The sequence below is a fragment of the Rahnella rivi genome (genome assembly GCF_019049655.1).
GTDB classification, from domain to species: domain Bacteria; phylum Pseudomonadota; class Gammaproteobacteria; order Enterobacterales; family Enterobacteriaceae; genus Rahnella; species Rahnella rivi.
Map to the genome: position 1 here is coordinate 26,233 of NZ_JAFMOX010000059.1, position 25,188 is coordinate 51,420.

General features: G+C 53.0%; 22 protein-coding genes. 8 read left to right on the plus strand and 14 right to left on the minus strand.

The features are described from left to right. Positions 1–324 precede the first annotated feature (324 nt). Positions 325–2,007: an aspartate:alanine antiporter gene (locus tag J1779_RS12275; protein WP_122095031.1), complete on the plus strand. Its 1,683-nt coding sequence runs from the start codon at positions 325–327 to the stop codon at positions 2,005–2,007. A gap of 583 nt (positions 2,008–2,590) precedes the next feature. On the opposite strand, the gene J1779_RS12280 is transcribed toward J1779_RS12275, so the two are convergent. The 8 genes from J1779_RS12280 to J1779_RS12315 all read right to left on the minus strand — a co-directional run bounded on the left by J1779_RS12280 (position 2,591) and on the right by J1779_RS12315 (position 7,448). Beyond that, the gene (locus J1779_RS12280; protein ID WP_217203886.1) at positions 2,591–3,022 is read right to left on the minus strand and encodes a hypothetical protein; all 432 of its coding nucleotides are present in this window, start codon (positions 3,020–3,022) and stop codon (positions 2,591–2,593) included. Next, positions 3,000–3,392, minus strand: a complete 393-nt coding sequence (locus tag J1779_RS12285) for a polymorphic toxin type 44 domain-containing protein (RefSeq protein ID WP_056769803.1) — start codon at positions 3,390–3,392, stop codon at positions 3,000–3,002. The genes J1779_RS12280 and J1779_RS12285 overlap by 23 nt, the downstream gene beginning before the upstream one ends. A gap of 11 nt (positions 3,393–3,403) precedes the next feature. Then, complete coding sequence (locus J1779_RS12290; protein WP_217203887.1) at positions 3,404–3,895, minus strand: Hcp family type VI secretion system effector; 492 nt, start codon at positions 3,893–3,895, stop codon at positions 3,404–3,406. Between the two features lie 258 nt (positions 3,896–4,153). Further along, on the minus strand, positions 4,154–4,375 hold the full coding sequence (locus J1779_RS12295) for a DUF6434 domain-containing protein (protein ID WP_217203888.1): 222 nt from the start codon (positions 4,373–4,375) through the stop codon (positions 4,154–4,156). Positions 4,376–4,403: 28 nt separating this feature from the next. After that, complete coding sequence (locus J1779_RS12300) at positions 4,404–4,805, minus strand: bleomycin resistance protein (RefSeq protein ID WP_238485149.1); 402 nt, start codon at positions 4,803–4,805, stop codon at positions 4,404–4,406. A gap of 137 nt (positions 4,806–4,942) precedes the next feature. Beyond that, the gene (gene ompC / locus J1779_RS12305; RefSeq protein ID WP_122095019.1) at positions 4,943–6,052 is read right to left on the minus strand and encodes a porin OmpC; all 1,110 of its coding nucleotides are present in this window, start codon (positions 6,050–6,052) and stop codon (positions 4,943–4,945) included. 600 nt (positions 6,053–6,652) lie between these two features. Next, positions 6,653–6,940 carry a hypothetical protein gene (locus J1779_RS12310; RefSeq protein WP_056769791.1) on the minus strand — a complete coding sequence of 96 codons (288 nt, stop codon included), beginning with the start codon at positions 6,938–6,940 and terminating at the stop codon, positions 6,653–6,655. Beyond that, complete coding sequence (locus tag J1779_RS12315; RefSeq protein ID WP_217203889.1) at positions 6,933–7,448, minus strand: GNAT family N-acetyltransferase; 516 nt, start codon at positions 7,446–7,448, stop codon at positions 6,933–6,935. The genes J1779_RS12310 and J1779_RS12315 overlap by 8 nt, the downstream gene beginning before the upstream one ends. A gap of 333 nt (positions 7,449–7,781) precedes the next feature. Here J1779_RS12315 and ybjG point away from each other — a divergent pair, with 333 nt between their 5' ends. Continuing rightward, positions 7,782–8,387, plus strand: a complete 606-nt coding sequence (ybjG, locus tag J1779_RS12320; RefSeq protein WP_217203890.1) for an undecaprenyl-diphosphate phosphatase — start codon at positions 7,782–7,784, stop codon at positions 8,385–8,387. A 73-nt stretch (positions 8,388–8,460) separates the two neighbouring features. Here ybjG and J1779_RS12325 read toward each other — a convergent pair whose 3' ends face one another. Both J1779_RS12325 and J1779_RS12330 read right to left on the minus strand, forming a co-directional pair. Continuing rightward, positions 8,461–9,672: a serine hydrolase gene (locus J1779_RS12325; protein ID WP_056769787.1), complete on the minus strand. Its 1,212-nt coding sequence runs from the start codon at positions 9,670–9,672 to the stop codon at positions 8,461–8,463. 304 nt (positions 9,673–9,976) lie between these two features. Continuing rightward, the gene (locus tag J1779_RS12330; protein ID WP_056769786.1) at positions 9,977–10,900 is read right to left on the minus strand and encodes a LysR family transcriptional regulator; all 924 of its coding nucleotides are present in this window, start codon (positions 10,898–10,900) and stop codon (positions 9,977–9,979) included. A 156-nt stretch (positions 10,901–11,056) separates the two neighbouring features. Between J1779_RS12330 and J1779_RS12335 the strand changes: the two genes are divergently transcribed. The 3 genes from J1779_RS12335 (at position 11,057) to J1779_RS12345 (ending at position 14,539) form a co-directional block, all read left to right on the plus strand. Next, the gene (locus tag J1779_RS12335; protein WP_217203891.1) at positions 11,057–12,490 is read left to right on the plus strand and encodes a M20 family metallopeptidase; all 1,434 of its coding nucleotides are present in this window, start codon (positions 11,057–11,059) and stop codon (positions 12,488–12,490) included. After that, on the plus strand, positions 12,487–13,770 hold the full coding sequence (locus J1779_RS12340) for an MFS transporter (RefSeq protein ID WP_217203892.1): 1,284 nt from the start codon (positions 12,487–12,489) through the stop codon (positions 13,768–13,770). Before J1779_RS12335 ends, J1779_RS12340 begins: the two co-directional genes overlap by 4 nt. Positions 13,771–13,918: 148 nt before the next feature. Then, positions 13,919–14,539, plus strand: coding sequence for a glutathione S-transferase family protein (locus tag J1779_RS12345; protein ID WP_217203893.1), 621 nt, complete (start codon positions 13,919–13,921; stop codon positions 14,537–14,539). Positions 14,540–14,588: 49 nt separating this feature from the next. On the opposite strand, the gene J1779_RS12350 is transcribed toward J1779_RS12345, so the two are convergent. Continuing rightward, a complete protein-coding gene (locus J1779_RS12350) occupies positions 14,589–15,740 on the minus strand; it encodes a PQQ-dependent sugar dehydrogenase (protein WP_056769775.1) in 1,152 nt (383 codons plus the stop codon). A 301-nt stretch (positions 15,741–16,041) separates the two neighbouring features. Here J1779_RS12350 and J1779_RS12355 point away from each other — a divergent pair, with 301 nt between their 5' ends. The 3 genes from J1779_RS12355 (at position 16,042) to yicI (ending at position 21,019) form a co-directional block, all read left to right on the plus strand. Beyond that, a complete protein-coding gene (locus J1779_RS12355; RefSeq protein ID WP_217203894.1) occupies positions 16,042–17,115 on the plus strand; it encodes a sugar ABC transporter substrate-binding protein in 1,074 nt (357 codons plus the stop codon). A gap of 180 nt (positions 17,116–17,295) precedes the next feature. Further along, positions 17,296–18,663 carry a glycoside-pentoside-hexuronide family transporter gene (locus J1779_RS12360; RefSeq protein ID WP_056769772.1) on the plus strand — a complete coding sequence of 456 codons (1,368 nt, stop codon included), beginning with the start codon at positions 17,296–17,298 and terminating at the stop codon, positions 18,661–18,663. A gap of 31 nt (positions 18,664–18,694) precedes the next feature. Then, the gene (gene yicI / locus J1779_RS12365) at positions 18,695–21,019 is read left to right on the plus strand and encodes an alpha-xylosidase (protein WP_217203895.1); all 2,325 of its coding nucleotides are present in this window, start codon (positions 18,695–18,697) and stop codon (positions 21,017–21,019) included. Positions 21,020–21,081: 62 nt separating this feature from the next. Here yicI and xylR read toward each other — a convergent pair whose 3' ends face one another. From xylR to J1779_RS12380, 3 genes are all read right to left on the minus strand, one after another. Next, complete coding sequence (gene xylR, locus J1779_RS12370; RefSeq protein WP_217203896.1) at positions 21,082–22,269, minus strand: D-xylose utilization transcriptional activator XylR; 1,188 nt, start codon at positions 22,267–22,269, stop codon at positions 21,082–21,084. Positions 22,270–22,450: 181 nt separating this feature from the next. Further along, positions 22,451–23,650 (minus strand): xylose ABC transporter permease XylH, encoded by a 1,200-nt coding sequence (gene xylH / locus J1779_RS12375; RefSeq protein WP_122095009.1) that lies wholly within the window; start codon positions 23,648–23,650, stop codon positions 22,451–22,453. Continuing rightward, positions 23,643–25,184, minus strand: a complete 1,542-nt coding sequence (locus J1779_RS12380; RefSeq protein WP_056769766.1) for a xylose ABC transporter ATP-binding protein — start codon at positions 25,182–25,184, stop codon at positions 23,643–23,645. Before J1779_RS12380 ends, xylH begins: the two co-directional genes overlap by 8 nt. Between the last annotated feature and the right edge of the window lie 4 nt (positions 25,185–25,188).

The following is a 25,188-nucleotide window of genomic DNA, read 5'->3' on the forward strand; positions in this document are numbered from 1 at the left end:
ACTTCCTCCATAAAGTTGGCGAGTTTTCACAGGCTTTGATGAATTGCATTTGATGCGGTTTTTTACCTGACAGAGCCTTCTGGCTCACTTCCCTGACGCGCCACGCAATCCCGCGTAACACAAATTAGGCGTTTACATCATTTTATCCGGGCTTTTCTCTGGCTGAAGAGACGTTCTATGATTAAAATGACGCCCGAACCCTGCTTTTCCCCGTCGTCTGCACTGTGCACACGCGGAGTAAACACGCAGGAATGTTCTCTTTCTGAATTTATCCTTTACATTCTCCCATATCAAGAATTTGTTGGTAAACAATAAGTTATCCTTGTGAATATAAACGTCGCTAGTTTGTTAAACGGGAATTACATCCTGTTATTATTTGTAGTTTTGGCGCTCGGTCTGTGCCTCGGAAAAGTGCGTCTGGGCTCCGTTCAGCTGGGAAATTCTATTGGCGTATTAGTGGTTTCCCTGCTTTTAGGCCAGCAGCATTTCAGCATTAATACCGAAGCGCTCAATCTTGGTTTTATGCTGTTTATTTTCTGCGTGGGCGTCGAAGCCGGACCCAACTTTTTTTCGATTTTCTTTCGCGACGGCAAAAATTATTTCATGCTGGCGCTGGTAATGGTCGGCACCGCGATGCTGCTTGCGCTCGGCCTTGGACGGCTGTTTGGCTGGGACATCGGCCTTACCGCCGGTATGCTCGCCGGCTCCATGACCTCCACGCCGGTGCTGGTGGGTGCGGGAGACACGCTGCGCAATACCATGGGCGGCAACAAAATGCTCGGCCCGGAACTCGACAATCTGAGCCTCGGCTATGCACTGACTTATCTGATCGGGCTGGTCAGCCTGATTTTCGGCGCACGCTATCTGCCAAAACTGCAACATCAGGATTTACCGACCAGTGCGCAGCAAATCGCCCGCGAACGCGGTCTGGATACTGACAGCAAACGCAAAGTGTATTTACCGGTAATCCGTGCCTATCGCGTCGGGCAGGAGCTGGTGGCCTGGGCGGATGGCAAAAATCTGCGTGAACTGGGGATCTACCGCCAGACCGGTTGCTATATCGAGCGTATCCGTCGTAACGGGATTTTAGCGACACCTGACGGCGACGCGGTATTGCAGGTCGGCGATGAAATCTCACTGGTCGGCTACCCTGACGCGCATTCCCGGCTCGATCCGAGTTTCAGAAACGGCAAAGAAGTCTTCGACCGCGATCTGCTGGATATGCGCATCGTGACTGAAGAAGTGGTGGTGAAAAATAACCACGCGGTGGGTAAACGCCTCAGTCAGCTCAATCTGACCGATCAGGGCTGTTTCCTGAACCGCGTCATCCGCAGCCAGATAGAAATGCCGATAGACGACAGCATTGTGCTTAACAAGGGTGACGTGTTGCAGGTCAGCGGCGATGCGCGCCGTGTCAAGAGCGTGGCAGACCGCATCGGGTTTATCTCGGTACACAGTCAGGTCACGGATTTGCTGGCCTTTTGTGCATTCTTTATTGTCGGCCTGATGATTGGCCTGATCACATTCCAGTTTAAGAACTTCACCTTCGGTATCGGTAACGCGGCAGGTCTGTTGTTCGCCGGTATCCTGCTCGGCTTCCTGCGCGCCAACCACCCTACTTTCGGCTACATCCCGCAGGGGGCGCTGAACATGGTGAAAGAGTTTGGCCTGATGGTGTTTATGGCAGGCGTCGGCCTGAGCGCAGGCGCGGGCATCAACAACGGTCTGGGGGCTATCGGCGGGCAGATGCTGATTTCGGGGCTGATCGTCAGCCTGGTACCGGTGATTATCTGCTTTATCTTTGGTGCGTATGTTCTGCGCATGAACCGCGCCTTGCTGTTCGGCGCAATCATGGGGGCGCGAACCTGCGCGCCTGCGATGGAAATCATCAGCGACACCGCCCGCAGCAACATTCCTGCACTGGGTTACGCCGGAACCTATGCTATCGCTAACGTATTACTGACGCTGGCCGGGACACTGATTGTTATCATCTGGCCGGGGGCGTGACGTAAGTTATTGATGCGTAATGTGGAAAAAGAAAATCAATAATTTTTTTAAAATTTTGCCACATGAAACGAACTTTTATAGTGGGAAGCAGTCTTAATTAGTGCCACTGCTTTTCTTTGAAGTCCCCAAATTTGGAGAGCCCGTCAATCCCGCCTCGTTAGGTTCAAGATTGATGGGTTTTTTCTTTTCTGCTTTAAAATCAATTATTTACCATCAGATAACGCCCTGCTTCGTTGCCTTGGAGACAGGTAAACTTCGCCTTTCAGGCGTTTCTATGACGGCCCGTCGCTCAGTCATACCCCTCTTTTCCCATTGAGATAAGCCACACCCCTTTCCTCCCTACCGGCCAGATTGGAGACACTGGAATACCCTGCTGTACAAAATCCTTTTTCATGTTGAGGCTTACAACTCTCGTCATGAGATAGATCACCGCACTGCAAATTTTCAACGAACGAATAAAAAACGTCTTTGGCAGCTTTTGCTCTGCCATCAATAAATCTACACAGCGCTGCGTGCGACTAACGCGGGTTAGTGTAGGCAAAAAAAACGGCTTCCAGTCGAGGAAACCGTACGTTGTTAAGCTCTAAGTAGGGCTATACGCAAACAATTCGATAGAGGGGATATATTCGATCCCATCAGAGGTATATAAGACTGAATTTGTAAAGTCGTAAATTCTTCCAGTGATTCTTACTGTTACCAGACGGCCAATTTTAGTCACTTTTGCTTCGCTGCTATCTGATGTAAGAAACGGAGACATTTCCCCCAAGGCTTTTAAGGGATTCTCAGCTATCTTTCCCGACAAATAGTAGCGATAGACTTCGGAAACGGTAGCACCTCCACCCTGATATTTCGTTACGTAGAGCCACGTATTTTCGTTTAATTTCTGCGATTTAAATAGTGCATCGTCATAGGGCGGACCAGTGTAATGCTGATAAGCCACATAGCTTGCCACTAGCAGTAATAAAACAACGGTTACTACACGATGAACCCATTTAATAACCATGCTGTTTGGCATAATCAATACCTTGTTTAATCCATCTTTGATCAACCGGATCATCTCCATATGGCGCTACGCCATGCCAACTGCTCCATTCTTTTCTAGAGGTACCCGCCATACTTTGTGCAAATCCACCGCCCATTAGTAAAATATCTGGTGGGATACCTGCAACATATCCTGTAGCGCCATAATTAAAATTACCAAAATCAGACAGTTTTCTGTTCTGTTGCTTATAGTCCCATGGACCTCGGTTTCTTACCTTTTGATAAAACCAGTAATAAGTTGCCGGGGTTGCCATTCCCTTGCTCATGCCACGCGCTTTTGCTTCCATAATATTTTTATTCAGAAGACTAAACCCAGCATTTGGCATTATAGGAATAATAGCCATAAAGAGTTTCCCTACGCTGTTTTACGCTCATTCCATGAGTCAGAAAAAATGAGATTTCCGTCGCAGTGTTTCCATGTGATTTTTTCGTAACGGAATTCTATCTGCTCCAAGTGATTTTGATGGAGGGCAGCAGGGTCTTTACAATCGTGCATCACGGGCGCAACTGATACCACACGTACATTTTCTAACAGCATGTTGAAGTATTCGACCTCCTGTCCTGCATCATTGATGTTGTACCATTTGAGTTCCGCAGATTTAAGCGTCTGACCGGTAGCAACAGCCTTATACAAATATGTTGAGGAACTATCAAATCCCTTTTTAAGAATAAATGCACCATGAATACGATTGCCTGTTATTTTTCCCGTATTATTATCAGTCGGGGTATATAGCCGATGACTGAATGCAATCACCTCTACGCTACCTTCTCGCCCAACTACATCTACAGACCCTTTAATACGTGCTCCGCCATCATCTTTCAAAAACAAATAAGCTGGAATAGCCATTATAGAACATCCTTTTTCATTTAAAAAACTGCGGTTATTGTAAATCCAATTTAATCAGTTTTAAAACTTTCTAGGGAAAAATAAACTGCCGCGCGCCAATTAGCAGAGCACTCACTGAACAGAGAGTCGCACAGAAGGGAGAGCTGTTATGAGTGAAGGGTTTTTATTTTTCTGTTCTGAATCACCCGAAATCAATTTCTTAATACCTGGCAGCCGGTTAAATGGCGGCAGAAAAATGCCGCATTTCATCTCTTTCCGTCAGCCGTTCTTTGGCTCACCATGTCGCCGCGTCCATTCATCCGCCACGTCACCCAGGCTTTTGGGTGTGTCATTACGGATCCACGCCATGAAATCCCGATCAAAGGTAAAATCCTCACCGCATTCCTTTTTTAGAAAGCGTCTGACATTTTGGGTGTTCTTATAGCTCTCATTCACGCGAGTCTGACGTGTTAATGGCTCACTGTGCCAGTCAAATACCATGCTTGTCTCCTGCGGGAGTTGCTCCCTTTCAATTCTCGATCACCCTGATAAGCGAACCGTCGATATCAATCATTACGCCCATTTTCATGCCCCATGACTGGGTTTCTGGCAGATGAACGCACGGGCGTGAATGGGGATCTTCGCCAATACCGGCAGCCTTGAAGGCAGCAAACATTTCATCGACATTATCCACACGCAGGCAACAACTGAACCAGCTGGTTTGCGGATCAAGATCGGTATGCAGGAAAAACTCCAGCGTGATGCCGCCGCGAACCATGATAAGCCAGCTGTCATCGACGTAGGTCGTCGTAAAACCCACACTGCCGTAGAATTGTTGGGTGTGTTCGAAGTTACGGGAAGGAAGATTGGGTGTCGCGTGATCGGTCATGGCGGCCTCGGCTAATGACAGGTTTATCAAAGGATAAGCCATGATGCCTCAGGTCGCGCGGGAATTAAACGCTTAAGAGAAACGCTGAATGCCATAAAACAAAAAACCCTTCCCGACCGGGAAGGGAATCAGACACAGCAGACTAACAGGCCCGAATTAAATCTGGGCAAAAGGGTTTATCAGAACTGATAAACCAAACCTACCGCCACAATGTCATCGGTGTTGATGCCAGCGTTGCGGGTAAAGCGGGTGTCATCCATCAGGTTGATTTTGTAATCAACGTAAGTGAGCATATTTTTGTTGAAGAAGTAAGACGCGCCGACATCAACATATTTGGTCAGGTTCTGGTTGCCATAACCCTGGATGTCTTTGGCGTGAGACTGCACGTATGCCAGGGATGGACGCAGACCGAAATCAAACTGGTACTGTGCAACGGCTTCGAAGTTCTGCGCTTTGTCTGCATAACCGTAAGCGGTGCTGCCTGCTTTACCGAAACGGTTGGCGTTGTAGCTCTGGGTGTACATCGCTGCCAGGTAAACGTTGTTGGCATCGTATTTCAGGCCGCCGCTGTAAGCCGTTGCTTTATCGCCGTCACCGAGGATCGCCGGGTTGTTACGGCCATTTTGTTCGTTAGTACGGTCTGACGCCATCATTGCTGCAGCAGCACTGAAGCCTTCGCCCAGATCATAGGTCACGGACATGCCGTAGCCGTCGCCGTTTTGTGCCAGTACATCACGGCCATTGTTGGTTTCAGTCGCGCTGCCGTTTTTACCCTGATATTGCACTGCAACATCCAGGCCATCGACCAGGCCGAAGAAGTTCTGGTTACGGTAAGTCAGCACACCGTTCGCACGCTGGAACATGAAGTTGTCTGCGCCGTAGGTATCGCCACCGAATTCTGGCAGAACGTCAGTCCATGCTGCGACGTCATACATCACGCCGTAGTTGCGGCCATAATCCAGTGAACCAAACTCGGCGAATTTCAGACCCGCGAAGCCGACACGTGTGTAGTTATTAGCATCTTCGCTTTCTGCTTTGTTCAGTGCAGCCTGATATTCCCACTGGCCGTAACCGGTCAGTTCGTTGTTAATTTGTGTCTCACCACGCAGACCAAAACGCATATAAGACTGGTCACCGTCTGAGCCATTATCGCTGGAGAAATAGTGGAGGCCATCAATTTTGCCGTAAAGGTCAAGTTTGTTGCCGTCTTTATTATAAATCTCTGCAGCGCCTGCAGTGCCGGCCATCATCAGAGCGGGAACAACCAGAGAAAGTACGCGTAATTTCATCATCAATATCCTTGATTAATTTATAAACTATAATTTTTGCCATCGGGCAGTATTAATTACTCGCTACTGTGAAGCTTTATATCTTCTTCAGGTCCTGAGCAGATGGACGTCAAATTAAACGAGGATAAGTTCCGTTGCAACCAGAAAATATTTGAAATAAATTCCGTTTAGGAATGATTTAAAAATATAACGACTGACCTCAATGTTATTAACATCGGCTGTTATATGAGTGGATAATTTATATAAGACTTTTCCAAACCACCCATTAAAACACTTTACTATCAGTAAGATAAAACCAAATAAGTCCCTCTTTTTTATTATTACATTTTGCAAACACCTGGCGAAATAAATGCTAATTATCTTAATCAGATTATTATTACCTGCCACAAGTATTGTCAGGCAACTTATTAGAAGTGTAAGTTTTTGTATAGATCCGGGGCTGACCTTAACGTTATTATTGCGATTCAAACTAAAATAATTTACCAAAATGAATACAGTGATCCGGTGAAATAATCATTATTCACTTTCAACGCCAGGGTTACGGAATTAAAAAAACCACCTTGCCGGTGGTTTTTTAGACTCTTTCTGCCCTGTCAGAGATTACATAATACGAACGAGGTGCTTATCTTTGCCCCCTAAACGTCCGTCAGTCTGATTCCATTCTTTTTCATACGCCTGATAGGCAAATACAAAAGCCTGATGTCCGTCTTCAAAATTCTGATCGGGACGTTTGTGCCAGCCAGAATAAGCGTCGTAGCGTAAAATTTCATACACGCCTTCCACCGGACGAATAAGGTAGGTGTAATGCTCACAAAACTCCGGCGCATAGGGAATATCTTCCCCTGCTTCCAGAGTGATGAACAGACCGCCGAGACGTAACTTAATCATTGATTTCCTTTTTCATGATCCACAACCGGGTGGTTTGCGTGGCGGTCACATAGGTATTCTCCGTCACCTGATGCATCCCCTGACGCTGATAAAACCCGATAGCGGGCAGATTGCTTTGCAATACATCCAGCCACAATACCGGCTGCCGGTGCGCTCTGGCAGCGGCTTCTGCCGCGGCAAAAAGCTGGCTACCGAGTCCCCGCGAACGGCTGTCCGGCGTGAAATAAAGTTTGCAGAGTTTCGCTCCCCGGCCTTCTGCCTGATCCAGCGGTTGATCGAAATGCAGTTTCGCAAAACCTGCAACGGCGCCCTTTTCCACCGCCATAAGCCAGCAGTGGCCGGGGTCGTCTAAACTGCCCAGCATCTCTTCATCGCCAAAATCCTGCGCCAGAAAGGCTTCCAGCTCGTCGCTATTGTGCCACAAACTGCCGAAATAGTGGCGGTACGTCTCCCTGCCCAGCGTCTGCAGGGTGATCAAATCCTCAATACCCGCCTGGCGGATCTCCATCAGGTTGCTCTCCCTTATCTGCTTGTCTGTATGCGGTTCACGCCAAAATTGACGGGCAATAAGGCGTATTTTTATAGGAGTCATTCCCATGACGCAAAACATTTACGTTGGTCAGGGTTTCTGACCTGCTTAAGGTTTCATTAAGTTCCCGCTCATAGAATCACCGGCATCGGGAAACTATACGGCACGTCAATGAGTTTGATATTCAGACGATCCCCCCTATATCTTCACGGCAGCATAAACTATCGTGGAACCCACTTTTAGATGTGTTGTCAGTGATTTACTGGCACATTTTTAGGGCTTTTTTGGCCTTTTTTTGATGAGGGTATGTTTATGGAGCAGTTGAACCATCTGCTTTTTTTATGGATTAACGCCACACCGGCTTCGCCGGAAGCACTGATTAAACTGGCAATATTTCTGGCGGATGATCTGATTATGATCGTCCCTCTGTTGATTATAGGTTTGTGGCTGTGGGGGCATCGCGAGCATATCGGTCAGCAACGTCAGCTGGTCAGCAAAACCGCCATTGCGCTGTTGTTCGCTATGTCGACGGCCAAGGCGCTGTCTGAACTCTTCCCGCACGCGCGCCCGTTTGTGGAAGGGTTTGGCTATAACTTCCTGCATCACTCACCTGACGACTCTTTCCCGAGCGATCACGGGACGGCGATCTTCACCTTCGCGCTGGCCTTCCTGTTCTGGCATCGTCTCTGGTCCGGCGCGTTGCTGATGGTCACGGCGGTCAGCATCGCCTGGTCACGGGTGTATCTGGGCGTGCACTGGCCGCTGGATATGCTCGGTGGATTCCTGGTCGGCATGCTCGGCTGCCTGTTCTCACAGCTGGTCTGGAATCTGTTCGGCGAACAGATTAACGCGCTGATGTGTAAAATTTACCGTTTCGGCTTTGCCTTCCCGATCCGCAAAGGCTGGGTACGCGGCTGAAAGAAAAATCCTGTTCGACGGACAAAAAAAAGCGAGGCCACGTGAGCCTCGCTTTTTTATTGCGCTACGGTCATTACTTACCGAAAACGCTGCTGTACAGTCCGCTGATTTTCATCATCACGAAGTCCCAGATGCGGCTGAAGAAACCGCCTTCTTTCACTTCCTGCAAGGCAACCAGCGGGTGCTGATCGATGACTTTTCCGTCCAGACTGAAATCAACCGTACCGACCACCTGGTTTTTCGCCAGCGGCGCTTCGAGCTGAGGCGTGGTCAGGTGGAAGCTGGCTTTCAGGTTTTTCAGCTGGCCCTTCGGCATGGTCAGTGACGCATTTTCCGCGACGCCCAGCGGCACCATTTTTTCATCACCGAACCAGACGCGCTGGCTGGTAAAGGCATCGCCGGCTTTGATCGGCGTCAGCGTTTCATAAAAACGGAAGCCCCAGGTCAGCAGGCTTTCACTTTCATTGAAGCGGATACGGTCGCTCGGCGCGCCCATCACCACGGCAATCAGGCGCATCCCGTTAGCGTCACTCGCCGAAGACACCAGATTATAGCCCGCGCCGGAGGTGTAACCGGTTTTGATACCGTCCACGTTCAGGTTGGTGCTCCACAGCAGGCGGTTACGGTTAATCTGCTTGATGTGATTGAAGGTGAATTCTTTTTCTTTATGCAGCGCATATTCTTCCGGCGTATCCCGGATCAGCGCCTGCGAGAGCAGCGCCATGTCGGTGGCCGACGTGTATTGCCCGTCAGCATCCAGCCCGTGCACCGTTTTGAAATGGGTATTTTGCAGTTTCAGCTGCTCAGCGTACCGGTTCATCAGGTTAACGAAGGAATCCTGACTGCCCGCCACGTAATCCGCCAGCGCGATGCTGGCGTCGTTACCGGACTGGATCACAATGCCTTTATTCAGTTCTGAAACCGGCACGCGGTCGCCCGGTTTCAGGAACATCAGGGAAGAGCCGCGCAGCACCGGATTACCGGTCGCCCAGGCATCGTTACCGACGGAAACCAGATCGTCTGATTTGATTTTTCCGGATTTAATCGCCTGCCCGACCACATAACTGACCATGATTTTACTCAGGCTTGCCGGGTCGAGACGTGCGTCAGGATTAGACTGTGCGAGGATCTTCCCGCTGTTGTAATCCATCAGCACCCAGGATTTTGCATTGACCTGAGGGGCTACCGGGGCGGTGTCCGCCTGAGCGGCGGGAAGCGCCAGCAGCATTACTCCACCGCCCAGCGCGTAAATGAAAGTCCGTTTGAATTGGGAAGAAATTGTCATAGGTATCAGGGCTTTTGTCCGGGTAACTGAAATTTATCTTATCTTTCAATCAGATTGTGCAAGTCTGCAGGTGTAAAAACTACTGCTTTCCGGGGCTGGAATAAACCTAAATAGTGTAAAGATCTTAAGATTAGATGAGATTTCCGGCACCCGCCTCTCCGTTTCTGGCCGGTTCAGGCGCCTCCTGGCATGCGCTGGCGCATTATCTGAGGCTATTTGTAAACATACTAATATATAAAATATCTATAACTATAAACGCCTTACTGCCAGCAGGGCGCCAGGGTTTTGCGCGCAGCCTCGCAAATCAGACATTAAAATCACGAATAAACGCCTCGCTCTCACGTGCCACTTCATCCCGGATAAAATCGATAAACTGACCCACAGCGGCAGAGTGTTTTTTCCCTGCCGGCGTTTGCAGCTGCAATGTCCGCTGGCTGAGTTGTTCGATGTTGACGGATTTAACCCGCAGGTTGTCGCGCCGGGCTTTGTACATGATGGAAAAATGGCTGCACGCCACGATCGCGCCCGGCGTTTGCACCATAAAATCGTACAGCGTCGAAAACCGGTTACAGCTGACCGCGGGCTCAAGGAAAATGCCGCTCATCCGGCAGGACAGATCAAACAGCTGGCGGATGGTGCTGCCCTGCTCGTTCATGGCCAGCGGGTAAGGATGCAGATCGGTCAGTTGCAGGTCGCCTCCGGCCAGTGGGTGGTTCTGGCGCATCACCATGCGCACCGGTGCGGGAAAGGACGCCATGATATCCACACCCCGCTCCGCCACCAGGCTGAACTGTAATGCCAGATCCACGTCACCGCTATGGATCATCTCCGAGACGTCCCCCGCCGTTCCCACATTCAGATAAAACATCACGCCCGGATTAATAACGCGAAAACGTGAAAAAAGCTGCGGCAGCAAATCAAACGCCAGACCGTCGGTACAGGCCATGCGGATCACCGTGCGCCGCACCGCATTCAGCCCCTGAATTTCGGCAATGGCGTGTTCCATATCCATCATGCTTTTGCGCACATGGTTTTCCAGGATCTGGCCGGCGTCGTTAAGCACCATTCCGCGCGCGTGCCGCTCAAACAGCGGCGCACCGATCCGCTCCTCAAGGCGCTGGATCTGGCGGCTGATGGCCGACACCGCCACAAAAAGTTGTTTGCTGGCGCCACTCAGCGAACCGGTATTGGCGACGGCGAGAAAATAGCGGATCTCAGCGCTTTGCATGGTGGGGTTGCCTCATAAGTGTGCAGACGAGCATTACAATAAAAGCAACGCTAACTTGCAATTATTATTATTGTGGCAACGCTTACGCAGCGCTTAGAGTGAAACTGCTAAAAAAACCAACAATAAGATCACAAACACACAATAAGCAGGTTCCTCATGACAGCGGAAAATATCGTTGAACAGGCGTTAGCCTGGTTTGATCAGGGTGAATACCAGCGCATTCTGGCGCGCAGAGTGGCGATAGCCACGGAAAGCCAGAGTAATCAGCGGGATGATGAACTGGCCCGTTACCTCGATGAAGAGATTAAACCGGCGTTATCTGCGATGGGCTTCACGCTGCTCAGCGTTGATAATCCTCACGCCGCCAACCGGCCTTTTCTTATCGCAACCCGTATTGAAGACAGCGCGCTGCCCACCGTCCTCAGCTACGGTCATGGCGATGTGGTGTTCGGGGACGATGAAAACTGGCGCAGCGATCTTTCGCCCTGGGCACTGAAAGAAGAAGGCGACCGCTGGTACGGGCGCGGCACAGCCGACAACAAAGGCCAGCACAGCATTAATATCGCGGCGCTGGAGCAAATCTTCAAAGCACGCGGCGGCCGTCTGGGCTTTAACTGCAAGCTGCTGTTCGAAATGGGCGAAGAAATCAGTTCGCCGGGTCTGGCAGAACTTTGCCGCAACTATAAAGAACCACTGAGCGCAGATATCTTCCTCGCCTCAGACGGGCCGCGTCTCAACGCCGTCCGTCCGACCCTGTTCCTCGGCTCACGCGGCGCCGTCAATTTCCGTCTGACCATCAATGCGCGCGACAACGCCTATCACTCCGGCAACTGGGGCGGCCTGCTGACCAATCCGGGAACGCAGCTGGCCAACGCGCTGGCGTGTCTGGTGAACCAGCACGGTCAGTTACAGGTCGCGGCGCTGAAACCGCCTGCGGTCAGCGAAGCCATTCGCGACATCCTCAGCGACGTTGAGGCCGGTGGCGGCGAAAACGATCCGCAGATCGACCCTGACTGGGGCGAAGAAGGGCTGACGCCTACCGAACGCCTCTACGCATGGAATCAGCTGGAAGTGTTGTCATTCCTGACCGGCAATCCACAGCGCCCGATGAATGCCATTCCCGGCCATGCCACCGCGGTGTGTCAGCTGCGTTTTGTGGTCGGTACCGACTGGCAGCATCTGGCAGAACACGTTCGTGCGCATCTGGACGCCAGGGGCTTTTCACAGGTAGAGGTGGAATTCATGCGCGGCTCCCCGGCAACGCGCTTTGATCCGACTGACCCGCTGGTGGACTGGGCGCTGGACATCATGCAGCAGACAACCGGCAAAAAACCGGCGCTGTTACCGAATCTGGGCGGCTCGCTGCCCAACGATGTGTTCGCCGATATCCTCGGCCTGCCGACCTTGTGGGTACCGCACTCCTATCCGGCCTGCGGGCAGCACGGCGTCAACGAACACATGCTGATTTCGGTTGCCCGTGAAGGGCTGGCGATCATGACCCACCTGTTATGGGATCTGGGCGAAAGGGGCACAGCCCTGCTCAGTCAACATCACGCACATCACAACGCGCAAGCCGGAGTTGTTCAATGAGCCAGATAACTGCATCTTCAACCCCGCTTAAGGGAACGGCAGAAAAACCGAACCTGATGAAAACGTTGTTTGCCACCTGTATCGGCAATGCGCTGGAGTGGTTCGATATCGCGATTTACGGCTTCTTCGCCAGCTATATCGCCCACGCCTATTTTCCGACCTCAGATCCGACCGTCTCGCTGCTGCTGACCTTTGGCAGCTTCGGCGTTTCCTTCCTGATCCGCCCGCTGGGTGCGATTGTGCTGGGGGCTTACGCTGATAAACACGGGCGAAAAGCATCGTTACTGATGTCCATCAGCCTGATGATGATCGGCGGTCTGATCATTGTGGTCACACCGTCTTACGGCACCATCGGCATGGCGGCACCGCTGCTGATCCTGGCCGCACGCCTGATTCAGGGCTTCTCTGCAGGCGGTGAGTTCGGCAGCTCCACGGCATTTCTGGTGGAACACTTCCCCGAGCGTAAAGCCTTCATCGCCAGCTGGCAGTTTGCCACCCAGGGCGCGAGTACCTTACTGGCGTCGGCGTTTGGCCTGGGATTGTCTGCCATCCTGACCGAAACTCAGTTGCAGGACTGGGGATGGCGTATTCCGTTTATCTTCGGCCTGCTGATTGGACCGGTCGGGTTGTACATCCGCCGTCACATCAAAGAGTCGGAAAGCTTCCGCACTGCCGAGAAATCCGCGTCTCCGCTGAAAGAGATCGTCCGGGCGCAGAAAGGCCTGTTTTTCATCGCCATCGGGCTGATGGTCGTGTCAACGGCCATTAACTACATGCTGAACTATGTGCCGACGTATGCCACGAAAACGCTGCATCTGCCCGCGTCGGCCGGGTTTACCGCGACGCTGTCTGCCGGGATAATTCTGACGGTGGTGACACCGCTGATGGGATTATGGGCTGAAAAAGTGGGGCGTCTGCCGCTGATGTGGGGCTCACTGGTGCTGTTGCTGATCACCATCTACCCGGCATTCTGGCTGATGCTGGAATACACTTCCGCGCTGTCACTGCTGTTGCTTATCAGCTGGCTGGCGCTGCTGAAATCAGTGTATTTCTCCGCCGTCCCGTCGATGATGGCGGATCTGTTCCCGATCACCACCCGCGCAAGCGGTATGGCTATCAGCTACAACGTTGCCGTGACCGTGTTTGGTGGCTTCGCACCGTTCATCTGTACGCTGCTGATTTCCGCCACCGGCAGCAGCCTGGCACCGGGTTATTACCTGATGGTCGTCGCACTGCTCAGCGTCATTTCCCTGTTTAAAGCGCAGAAGTTACAACGCTAATCTGCCCTTCCCGCACTCAGCGGCGGCTACACCCTGTCGCTGAGTGTTACTTTTTTCCCTTCGCATAATTCTTCGCCGTGGCCTATAGTTTTAGCCAGTCATCATCAAAAAAAGTCCGTATTTTCATATTGAAAACAAGGGGTTCTGAATGATTACCGTATGGGGACGTGAAAACTCGACCAACGTCAAAAAAGTGCTGTGGATGCTGGATGAACTGGAGCTGGCGTATAACATCGTCAACGCAGGCGGCGCCTTTGGCAAGAATACTGACCCGGCTTATCTCGCTTTAAACCCGAATGGTCTGGTGCCCTGCTTTCAGGAAGATGATTTTGTCTTGTGGGAATCGAATGCCATTCTTCGCTACCTTGCCGAATGTTCCGGCAAACCGGAATTCTGGCCTGCCGATGCGCGGCATCGCGCCAGTATCGACAAATGGCTGGACTGGGCGAGCAGCTCGCTGATCGCCCCTTATCGTCAGGTCTATCAGACACTGGTGCGCATTCCGGAACCGGAGCGCGATATGGCGCTGGTTGCCTCGGGCATGAAGGTGTTTGAGAAATACTGGGCAATTGCCGATGCCGTACTGGCAAAGCAAAAATGGCTCTCCGGCGAAACGTTCGGGATCGGAGATATTCCGCTGGGGATTTATGCCTATTCCTGGTACTCGCTGAACATTGAGCGTCAGTCGCATCCGAACGTTGAGCGCTGGTATCAGCAACTGACGCAGCGCCCGGCCTTTATCAAACGCGTGATGATCCCGCTGAGTTAAGGCCGTTTCTTCGGGTTACCGGCGGGTCATCCGACCCGCCTTTTTCATGTTAAGCACCCGGCGCAATCTTCAGTAATTTGCCGTCACTCTCATCCGTCAGTACATACACAAAGCCGTCCGGCCCGGTCTGCACTTCCCGGATGCGTTCCTTGCGGTCTGTCAGCAACCGCTCTTCACCGGTGACTTTATCGCCGTCTACGGTCAGACGGATCAGTGATTCCCCCGCCAGCGCGCCGATAAACAGCGAATGTTTCCACTGCGGGAAACGCTCTGCGTTATAAAACGCCATCCCGCTCAGCGCAGGAGAGACTTCCCAGTAATAAATCGGATCAACAGCACCGTCGATTCGGGTGCCTTTCGCTTCCGGAATAGGCTGCCCGGAATAATTGATGCCAAACGTCGCCAGCGGCCAGCCATAGTTTTTACCGGGCTGCGGCAGATTCACTTCGTCCCCGCCGCGCGGGCCGTGCTCCGATTCCCATAAGGCGCCGGTCCACGGATTGACGGCCAGACTCTGCGGATTACGGTTGCCATAAGTCCAGATCTCCGGCCTGGCATTCTTGTCGTTAACAAACGGGTTGTCCTGCGGCACGCCCCCTTCCGGGGTCAGACGCAAAATCTTGCCCTGCAACTGGCTGAGATGCTGGGCGTTAATTCGCTGATTGTTGTCGCCGGTGGACATGAAGATATTGCCCTTCGCATCGAAGGCAATCCTTCCGCCGAGATTGATGCCGCTGCTGAGCGCAGGCTGCTGGACGAAGATCACTTTAAAGTCGTCGAGACTTTTGTTGTCAGACGACAAGGTGCCATATCCCAGCGCCGCATGGGGTTCGCCCTTCTCGCCGGGCTGAGTGAAGGTCAGATAGACACGCCGGTTTTTGGCAAAGTCAGGAGATAAGCGCACGTCCCATAACCCGGCTTGCCCGCTGACCCACACGCGCGGCACCCCCTTGAGCGGGGCCGACATTGCGCCGTCAGGCTGCCACAGGCGCATCTGCCCGCTGCGCTCGGTGATCAGCGCGCCCTGATTATCGGGCAGAAAAGCCAGCGACCACGGGTGATCCAGTCCGCTGGCAAGTTCAGTGACCTCTGCTCGCGCAGACGCCGGTGAGATGGGGGCTTTCGGTGCCGCGTTAACGTGGGTGGCCAGCAGGGCCAGTGCGAAAACGGGCAGTAAGGTGTCGCGGAAAGGATAAGTCATCAGGCTTCCTCCGGGGGCATCTTTCAGGTGTGTGCTTTTAGTCTAGGCCATGTCTCTGATTTTGCTCAAAGACTGCCCTCCTCCTATAACTAACAGGAATAACGCCGCGATGAAATATAATAACAACAAAGCATTCCCTCCTTCTTAACATATCGGTAGACTGCTCCGACAGAATAGACGTCTGGACAGACAGACTTCTGTACATCCTCATTCCGGAACGCCCATTTGGCGCGCCGAAACTATCCCAGGGTCATGCTGACATCGCTGCGATCATCTGCCGCACCGACGGAGTTGTTAAATAATGAAAAAAATATCCGCCTCTTTACTGGCACTGAGCCTGTTCTCCGCCCTCCCGGCATTCGCCGCGGATGCCACGCCAGCCCCTGTTCCGGCGGCGATTGCACAACATAATGGCCCGGTGCGTATCGCCATTGTGCGTAACCTCGGTTCTGACGATAACACCACTCAGTTTCTGGCCGGTGCCATCAAACAAGGCCGCGCGCTCGGCTTCAAGGTCGATACTTTTCTGAGTAACGGCGACGACGCCAAATTCCAGGATTTCGTCAATCAGGCCATCAGCCAGAAATATGACGGCATCATTCTCTCGCAGGGGCGCGGCCCGTATTCCGAGGCGCTGGTCAAGCGTATCGCGGCGGCGGGTATTGCCGTTTCGGCATTTGATACCGAAGTACCGGAAAATATTCCCGGCGTCACGGTAACCCGTCAGGACGACGCATCCCTGGCGAAAGCCTCCGTCGGCCAGTTGGTGAAAGATTTCAACGGCAAAGCCAACATCGTCAAACTGTGGGTGGCCGGTTTCCCGCCGATGGAACGCCGTCAGAAAACCTATGAAGCGATTCTGAAAGAAAATCCGGGGATTCATCAGCTGGAATCTATCGGCGCCGTGTCCTCAGACGTACAAGGCGACACCGCCAACAAAGTCGGGGCTATTTTAGCGAAATACCCGAAAGGCCAGATTGATGCCATCTGGGGTGCGTGGGATGCATTCAGCCAGGGTGCCTATAAAGCGCTGAAAGAAAATGGCCGTACTGAAATCAAACTCTACAGTATTGATGTCTCGAATCAGGACCTGCAACTGATGCGCGAAAAAGGCAGCCCGTGGCAGATGACCGCTGCGGTGGATACGCAGCTGATTGGCGCGGTGAACCTGCGCATCGTGGCGCTGAAAATTGCCGGTGAGAAAACGCCAGCCACCTATGAATTCCCGGCGCAGACCATTCCGCAGTCTCTGCTGCTGAGCCAGCCTGACGGCATCAACGTGACCGGATTGAGCAAAATTATTCCAGGCTGGGGAAAATCAGAAGATTTTACCGCGCCGTGGTTTGCCACGCTGGAAGCAAAGTACAAAAAATAACCCTCTGAAACCTCCCGAAACGGGAGGTTTTTTCACCCGTTCTCCGCTCAACTTTCCGCCTTTTGCCCCCTGCGATCACAGAAATAAAGAAACATAATTTCAGAAGCAAAAATCTCAATAGCCCTAGCCCCCGCCAACCGTTAAAACCTTACTCTCCCTTTTCATATGGACGTTGAAGCAATGAGTACAGAAATCCTTTCAGTCAAGGAAAAGATTGGTTATGGATTAGGCGATGCTGCCAGTCATATCATTTTTGATAATGTCATGTTGTACATGATGTTTTTCTACACCGATATTTTCGGGATCCCGGCCGGTTATGTCGGCACCATGTTCCTGCTGGCACGCGCACTGGATGCGATCTCTGACCCCTGCATGGGATTACTGGCCGACCGTACCCGCACACGCTGGGGTAAATTCCGCCCATACGTGCTGTTTGGCGCAATCCCGTTTGGCATCGTCTGCGTGTTTACGTACACCACGCCAGAACTGAGCATGACTGGCAAAATGATTTACGCGGCCATCACTTACACTCTGCTGACCCTGATGTACACCGTGGTCAATATCCCGTATTGCGCACTGGGCGGGGTGATCACCAACAATCCTGAACAACGCATCTCGCTGCAATCCTACCGCTTTGTACTGGCTACCGCAGGCGGCATGCTGAGTACCGTACTGATGATGCCGCTGGTGAATTACATCGGCGGGGAAAATCAGGCCGTGGGTTATCAGGGCGGCATCGCCGTGCTGGCGATTGTGGCGGCAGTGATGCTGGCAATCTGCTTTGCCACCACGAAAGAACGTATCGATCCGGGTAAACCTACCGGCACCATGCGCGAAGATTTGCGTGATATCTGGCACAACGACCAGTGGCGTATTGTCGGCCTGCTGACCATTTTGAACATCATGGCGGTTGCCGTGCGCGGCGGGGCAATGATGTATTACGTGACTTACATTCTGGGCAATCCGGTGCTGTTCGCCTGGTTCCTTGGCGTTTACTCCGTCGGCAACCTGTTCGGCAGCGCGCTGGCAAAACCGCTTACCGACTGGAAATGCAAAGTCAGCGTCTTCTGGTGGACCAATGCCATTCTGGCCGTTCTCAGCCTGTGCATGTTCTTCCTGCCGGTTAACGGCAGCGTCCTGATGTTTATCTTCATCTTTGTTATCGGCGTTTTGCATCAACTCGTGACGCCAATTCAATGGGTAATGATGTCCGACACCGTCGATTACGGTGAATGGAACGATGGCAAACGCCTGACCGGCATCAGCTTCGCAGGCACCCTGTTCGTCCTGAAATTGGGCCTGGCACTGGCCGGCGCCATGATCGGCTGGATGCTGGCAGGCTCGGGTTATCAGTCCGGCGCTGCCATCCAAAACAGCGCCACCATGACCAGCATTGTCGCGCTGTTCACGCTGGTTCCGGCAATCTGCTACCTGCTGAGCGCCATCATCTGTAAACGCTATTACATTCTGCGCACCCCGCTGTTGCGTCGCATCATCGACGAAGTCGCGCAGGGCATCCGCCGCAATCAGCAAGAATTTATGAAATGAATTGGAAGCAGTGTAAAAGGAGGGTTTTACCTTGAAAATTAGTGACGGTAACTGGTTAATCCAGGACGGACTCACACTCACGCACCCGTTACAGGTGTTTGAAGTGCAGAGAACGGGTAACGAGATGGTGATTTACGCCGCGCCGAAAGACGCGTCTGAACGCGCCAGCCAGCTTGATTCGCCAATGTTTACGCTGCGATTTTTCTCGCCGCAGACCGGCGTGATTGGCGTGCGCATCACTCACTTTGACGGCGAAGCAGACAAAGGCCCGCACTATCCGCTGATTCAGTCGGATACGCCGGAATTGCGCTTTGAAGACAACGACGAGTTTGCCGCGTTACACAGCGGTTCGCTGTCGGTGCGTGTGACCAAAGGCAACAACTGGACGCTGGATTTCCTGCGCAATGGCCGTCGTATTACCGGCAGCGTGGCAAAATCTAATGGTTACGTTCAGGACGGCAACAGCCAGAAAACCTACATGATGGAGCGGCTGGATCTCGGCGTTGGCGAAACCGTGTACGGGTTGGGCGAGCGCTTCACCGCGCTGGTCAAAAATGGTCAAACCGTTGAAACCTGGAACCGCGATGGCGGCACCAGCACTGAGCAATCCTACAAAAACATTCCGTTTTATCTGACCAACCGTGGCTACGGCGTGTTAGTGAATCATCCGGAATGTGTATCTTTTGAAGTCGGTTCAGAAAAAGTCTCTAAAGTTCAGTTCAGCGTGGAAGGCGAATACCTGGAGTATTTCGTCATCGACGGCCCGACGCCGAAAAACGTTCTCGACCGCTATACCCGTCTGACCGGCCGCCCTGCGCTGCCGCCTGCCTGGTCGTTCGGTCTGTGGCTGACCACCTCGTTTACCACCAACTATGATGAAGCCACGGTTAACAGCTTCATCGACGGCATGGCAGAGCGTGAACTGCCGCTGCATGTCTTCCACTTCGACTGCTTCTGGATGAAAGCCTTCCAGTGGTGTGATTTCGAATGGGATCCTCAAACCTTCCCTGACCCGCAGGGCATGTTGCAACGCCTTAAGGCGCGCGGGCTGAAAATCTGCGTGTGGATTAACCCGTACATCGGCCAGAAATCCCCGCTGTTCCATGAAAGCAAAGAGAAAGGTTATCTGCTCAAACGTCCTGATGGCCGCGTCTGGCAGTGGGACAAATGGCAAGCCGGCATGGGCATTGTCGATTTCACCAATCCGCAGGCCTGTGAATGGTACGCCGGGCACCTGAAACGCCTGGTGGATATGGGCGTCGATTGCTTCAAAACCGATTTCGGCGAACGTATCCCGACCGACGTCGTCTGGCATGACGGCTGCGATCCGCAGAAAATGCACAACCACTATGCGTTTGTGTACAACAAACTGGTGTACGAAACGCTGCAGGAAAAACTCGGCGAATCCGAGGCCGTGTTGTTTGCACGCTCCGCTTCTGTCGGCGCGCAGCAATTCCCGGTGCACTGGGGCGGCGACTGCTACGCCACCTACGAATCAATGGCGGAAAGCCTGCGCGGAGGTCTGTCGATCGGCCTGTCCGGTTTTGGTTTCTGGAGTCATGACATAGGCGGTTTCGAAAACACTGCGCCGGCGCATATCTACAAACGCTGGTGCGCGTTCGGATTACTGTCGAGCCACAGCCGCCTGCACGGCAGCAAATCCTATCGGGTACCCTGGGTCTACGATGATGAAGCCTGCGATGTGGTACGTCAGTTCACGCAGCTCAAATGCCGCCTGATGCCGTATCTCTACCCTGCGTCAGCGCAGGCCGCCAGCCACGGTACGCCGGTTATGCGCGCCATGATGCTGGAGTTCCCGGACGATCCGGCGTGTGACTATCTGGACAGGCAATACATGCTGGGCGATAACGTTCTGGTTGCGCCGGTCTTCAGCGAAGAAGGCGATGTGGATTTCTATCTTCCGCAAGGCCGCTGGACGCACCTGCTGAACAACGACGTCGCGGAAGGTTCGCGCTGGCATCGTCAGCAGCATGGTTTCGACAGTCTGCCGCTGTATGTGCGTCCCAACACGCTGCTCGCTCTGGGGAGCAATGATCAGAAACCGGATTACGATTACAGCGAGAAGCCGCAATTCCATCTGTTCGAGCTGGAAGACGGTGTGATTGCTGAAAGTCAGATTACGGATCTGCAAGGGAATGTGGTCTTTACCCTGAAAGTTCAGCGCACGGGCAACACGCTGACGCTGAACAGCGAAGGTAAGGCCACTGGCTGGACGCTGTGCCTGCGCAATATTCATCAGGTAGAGCATTGCGATCTCGCCAGCGCCTCTGACACCGCGCAAGGGATGATGATCACCCCTGAACACGGTAACCGCCAGTTCGTGATTACCCTATAAAACACTTCTACCCTGCCCCGGCGCTGATTAAGCACCGGGGCAGTTTATGCAAACCTTCTGTTTCAGCTCTCCTGATAAACGCCTTCACCATGAATGCTGCGGTATTCTTTTGGCGTCATTTCATAGCCTTTTCTGAACACCGAATAAAAATATTGCAGTGAAGGATAACCACACATTTGCGAGATTTCGTTAATGGAGATCGACGTCGCCGCCAGCAGATTACGGGCGCGGTCGAGTTTCTCTTCGTGGATAACACCGTGGATCGTCTGCCCCGTTTCATCTTTGAAACGCTTTTCAAGGTTTGAGCGAGACATGCCAATGGCATCCAGCACCTGTTCCACTTTGATCCCTTTACAGGCGTGGTAACGGATGTAATGCATCGCCTGGATCACCGCCGGATCACGCAGTGATCGGAAATCGGTAGAGCGGCGTTCAACCACCTTTACAGGCGGCACTAAAATGCGCTGCAACGGCAAATCGCGCTGATCAAGCAGCTGATGCAGTAACTTCGCTGCGCGGTACCCCATCTGGCGGGTGCCCTGCACCACCGAAGACAACGCGACCCGCGAGAGGTAGCGCGTCAGCTCTTCGTTATCAATCCCGATCACACTGAGTTTTTCCGGCACCGGGATGTTGAGGTGCTCACAGACCTGCAATAAGTGGCGGGCGCGGGCATCGGTGACCGCAATAATGCCGGTTTGCTGCGGCAAGGTTTGCACCCAGTCAGCCAGCCTGTTCTGCGCGTGTTGCCAGTTTTCCGGCGCGGTTTCCATCCCCTGATACACCACACCCTGATACTGCTCGGAGGCCACCAGGGCTCTGAACGCGTACTCGCGCTCCTGCGCCCAGCGTTTCCCGCCGGTATCGGGCAGACCATAAAATGCAAAACGATTAATGCCCTTTTCTTTCAGGTGCATAAACGCGGCTTCCACCAGCGCAAAGTTGTCGGTGGCGATGTAATGCACCGGCGGATAATCCTCTTCCCGGTGATACGAACCGCCGACGCCGACGATGGGCACCTTCAGATCTTCAAGCAGCGTCTCTATTTCGCGATCGTCGAAATCGGCAATAACGCCGTCGCCCAGCCAGTCTTTGATGTTATCTATACGACAGCGAAAATCTTCTTCGATGAAGATATCCCAGTCGCTTTGTGAGGCCTGCAAATATTCGCCCACACCTTCCACAACCTGACGGTCGTAAACTTTATTGGCGTTAAAGAGCAGCGTAATCCTGTAGCGTTTTTCAAACATGCCTGTTTCTCACCGATGATTACATTGACTAAAGCCTTGTTCCCCCACGCGGAGGAACAAGGCTAATTGCGTTGCTGAATAACACAACGGCAGAAGATCTGTGGATTCTGGATTGTGATTATGTGAGGTAAACCAGATTTCCCTTAGTCAGTGCCGGAAAATTCTGCATATCTCGCCGTATTTATGCCCGACGCTTGGTCGCGGAATCCATCCATACCGCCAGCAGCAAAATCGCGCCTTTGACGATGTACTGCCAGAATGTCGGAACATCGAGCATGCTCATCCCATTATCCAGCGACGCCATGATGAATGCGCCCATCACCGCACCGGCCACGCTGCCGACACCGCCCGCCAGGCTGGTACCGCCGATGACACACGCGGCGATCGCATCCAGCTCCGCGATATTACCCGCCGACGGTGAACCGGCACCCAGACGCGAACTGAGGATAAGACCGGCGATGGCCACCATCAGCCCGTTGATGGCAAACACCGCCAGCTTGCTGCGTTCGACGTTCACGCCCGACAGCCGCGCCGCCTCAATGTTGCCGCCAATAGCATAAATACGACGCCCGAACGACGTGCGTGACGCCATAAACATGCCGCCAAGCATCAGCGCGACCAGGATCAGCACCGGCGTAGGTACGCCACGGTAATCGTTGAGCAGATAAATCGCCCCCAGTGCCACAATGGCGGTCAGTGCCTGACGGGTCACGTCCGTTCTGGCGGCCGCCACCGGCAGCCCTAGCGCGCTGCGTTGTTTGCGTCTGCGCCACTGCCAGCCGATAAACAGCGCCAGCGCCACCGCACCGATCCCAAACCCAAAAGAACCCGGCAGATAACTCTGACCGATTAAAGACATCGCGGGCGTGGTCGGGGACACCGTAGTGCCGCTGGTAATGCCAATCAGAATGCCGCGAAATGCCAGCATGCCGGCCAGTGTGACGATAAATGACGGCACTTTGCGATAGGCCACCCACCAGCCGTTCCATGCGCCCAGTAACAGGCCAAGCACCAGTGTGACCGCAATGGTCAGCGGAAGCGGCCAGCCGAGCCAGACGTCAAATATGGCCGCCACGCCGCCCAGCAGCCCCATCATTGAGCCGACGGAAAGGTCGATTTCTGCGGAGATAATCACGAAAACCATGCCGACGGCCAAAATGCCGGTGATCGCCGTCTGGCGCAGCAGGTTTGAAATGTTTCGCGCGCTGATGTACGCGCCGTCTGTCGTCAGGCTGAAAAAAACAATAATCACCGCAATGGCGGCCAGCATCACAAAGACCTGCAAGTTAATATTTTTTAGCTTTTGCAGGGAAAAGACGGCATCCGGCTTATCCACCGGCGTGGCAGCCGCGGGGGTTCCTGGCTGGGGAAATTTAGACATGCGTTTCACTCCTCAATGCGGCTTCCATGACCTGTTCCTGACTTAAATTGTTGTTGTCCAGACAGGCTTTAACCTGTCCCAGATGCATCACCACCACCCGGTCGCTGAGCCCCAGCACCTCGGGTAACTCCGAGGAAATCACGATGATCGCCATTCCCTGCGCCGCCAGCTGACCAATCAGCTTGTAGATTTCATGCTTTGCCCCGACGTCGATACCGCGCGTGGGTTCATCGAGGATCAGGATTTTGGGTTTCAGTAACAGGCAGCGCGCCAGAATGGCTTTTTGCTGGTTACCGCCGCTCAGGCGTCCGATCGCCAGTTCGGATGAAGACGTTTTAATTTTTAGCTGTTTCACCGATTCGCTGATGGTGAATTGCTCCTGTGCCTCGCGCAAAACACCGCCGCTGCTGAACTGACTGAGCGCTGCCAGCGTAATATTGCTGCCCACGGCCATGACCGGCACAATGCCATCACGTTTGCGATCTTCAGGCACCATCGCCAGCCCGCGACGCATAGCATCACGACAGTCCGTGATCTGCACCTGATGACCTTCCAGCCAGACATCCCCCGACCAGCGCCCCGGATAGACACCGTACAGACACTCCATCATTTCGGTTCTGCCTGCCCCAACCAGCCCGGCAACGCCCAGCACTTCGCCCTGACGCAACGTGAATCCGGCGTTATCGACTCTTTTGATGTGACGGTTAACCGGATGCCACGCGTTCAGGTTTTCAACACGCAAAATCTCTGCACCGATCTGCCGGTGACGTGGCGGGAACAGCTCCGTTAATTCGCGGCCGACCATCATGGAAATGATCTCCTTTTCTGACGTACCGTCCGCGTTGCAGGTGGCAATGTGCCTGCCGTCGCGGATCACACAGAGCTTGTCAGAAATGGCTTTCACTTCAGTCAGTTTGTGGGAGATATAAATACAGGCAATATCGTGATGACGCAGATCCCGGATGATATCCAGCAGAATGGCCGTTTCACTTTCGGTCAGCGATGCGGTGGGTTCATCAAGCACCAGCAGGCGCACCTGTTTATTCAGCGCTTTGGCAATTTCCACCAACTGACGTTGCCCTAATCCGAGATTGCCCACCAGCTGATGAGGGTCGATATCCAGCTTCACCTGCGCAAGCATACGCTGGCAGCGAAGATACATTTTATCGGTGTCCAGCAGGCCATAACGGCCCCACTCGTTGCCGAGAAACATGTTTTCCAGCACGCTCAGTTGTTTCACCAGCGCCAGTTCCTGATGAATAATCGCAATACCTTTTTGTTCAGTGTCGCGGATGCCTTTCGCGCTCAGACGTTCACCGGCGAAATAAATTTCGCCCTCATAAGTGCCCTGGGGATAAATACCGCATAACACTTTCATTAATGTGGATTTCCCCGAGCCATTTTCGCCACACAGCGATAACACTTCCCCGGCAGACAGAGTAAGACTAATATTATCGACCGCTTTTACCGCGCCGAATTTTTTAGTGATATTACGCATTTCCAGCAACGGTGATTTTTCAAATTGTTCTGGCATAGTC

What these genes read in the sequence shown, in the direction of transcription:
- J1779_RS12280 (WP_217203886.1), bottom strand. Translation starts at nt 3,022, where the DNA reads ATGCCAAACAGCATGGTTATTAAATGGGTTCATCGTGTAGTAACCGTT.
- J1779_RS12285 (WP_056769803.1), bottom strand. Translation starts at nt 3,392, where the DNA reads ATGGCTATTATTCCTATAATGCCAAATGCTGGGTTTAGTCTTCTGAAT.
- J1779_RS12290 (WP_217203887.1), bottom strand. Translation starts at nt 3,895, where the DNA reads ATGGCTATTCCAGCTTATTTGTTTTTGAAAGATGATGGCGGAGCACGT.
- J1779_RS12295 (WP_217203888.1), bottom strand. Translation starts at nt 4,375, where the DNA reads ATGGTATTTGACTGGCACAGTGAGCCATTAACACGTCAGACTCGCGTG.
- J1779_RS12300 (WP_238485149.1), bottom strand. Translation starts at nt 4,805, where the DNA reads ATGGCTTATCCTTTGATAAACCTGTCATTAGCCGAGGCCGCCATGACC.
- ompC (WP_122095019.1), bottom strand. Translation starts at nt 6,052, where the DNA reads ATGAAATTACGCGTACTTTCTCTGGTTGTTCCCGCTCTGATGATGGCC.
- J1779_RS12310 (WP_056769791.1), bottom strand. Translation starts at nt 6,940, where the DNA reads ATGATTAAGTTACGTCTCGGCGGTCTGTTCATCACTCTGGAAGCAGGG.
- J1779_RS12315 (WP_217203889.1), bottom strand. Translation starts at nt 7,448, where the DNA reads ATGGAGATCCGCCAGGCGGGTATTGAGGATTTGATCACCCTGCAGACG.
- ybjG (WP_217203890.1), top strand. Translation starts at nt 7,782, where the DNA reads ATGGAGCAGTTGAACCATCTGCTTTTTTTATGGATTAACGCCACACCG.
- J1779_RS12325 (WP_056769787.1), bottom strand. Translation starts at nt 9,672, where the DNA reads ATGACAATTTCTTCCCAATTCAAACGGACTTTCATTTACGCGCTGGGC.
- J1779_RS12330 (WP_056769786.1), bottom strand. Translation starts at nt 10,900, where the DNA reads ATGCAAAGCGCTGAGATCCGCTATTTTCTCGCCGTCGCCAATACCGGT.
- J1779_RS12335 (WP_217203891.1), top strand. Translation starts at nt 11,057, where the DNA reads ATGACAGCGGAAAATATCGTTGAACAGGCGTTAGCCTGGTTTGATCAG.
- J1779_RS12340 (WP_217203892.1), top strand. Translation starts at nt 12,487, where the DNA reads ATGAGCCAGATAACTGCATCTTCAACCCCGCTTAAGGGAACGGCAGAA.
- J1779_RS12345 (WP_217203893.1), top strand. Translation starts at nt 13,919, where the DNA reads ATGATTACCGTATGGGGACGTGAAAACTCGACCAACGTCAAAAAAGTG.
- J1779_RS12350 (WP_056769775.1), bottom strand. Translation starts at nt 15,740, where the DNA reads ATGACTTATCCTTTCCGCGACACCTTACTGCCCGTTTTCGCACTGGCC.
- J1779_RS12355 (WP_217203894.1), top strand. Translation starts at nt 16,042, where the DNA reads ATGAAAAAAATATCCGCCTCTTTACTGGCACTGAGCCTGTTCTCCGCC.
- J1779_RS12360 (WP_056769772.1), top strand. Translation starts at nt 17,296, where the DNA reads ATGAGTACAGAAATCCTTTCAGTCAAGGAAAAGATTGGTTATGGATTA.
- xylR (WP_217203896.1), bottom strand. Translation starts at nt 22,269, where the DNA reads ATGTTTGAAAAACGCTACAGGATTACGCTGCTCTTTAACGCCAATAAA.
- xylH (WP_122095009.1), bottom strand. Translation starts at nt 23,650, where the DNA reads ATGTCTAAATTTCCCCAGCCAGGAACCCCCGCGGCTGCCACGCCGGTG.
- J1779_RS12380 (WP_056769766.1), bottom strand. Translation starts at nt 25,184, where the DNA reads ATGCCAGAACAATTTGAAAAATCACCGTTGCTGGAAATGCGTAATATC.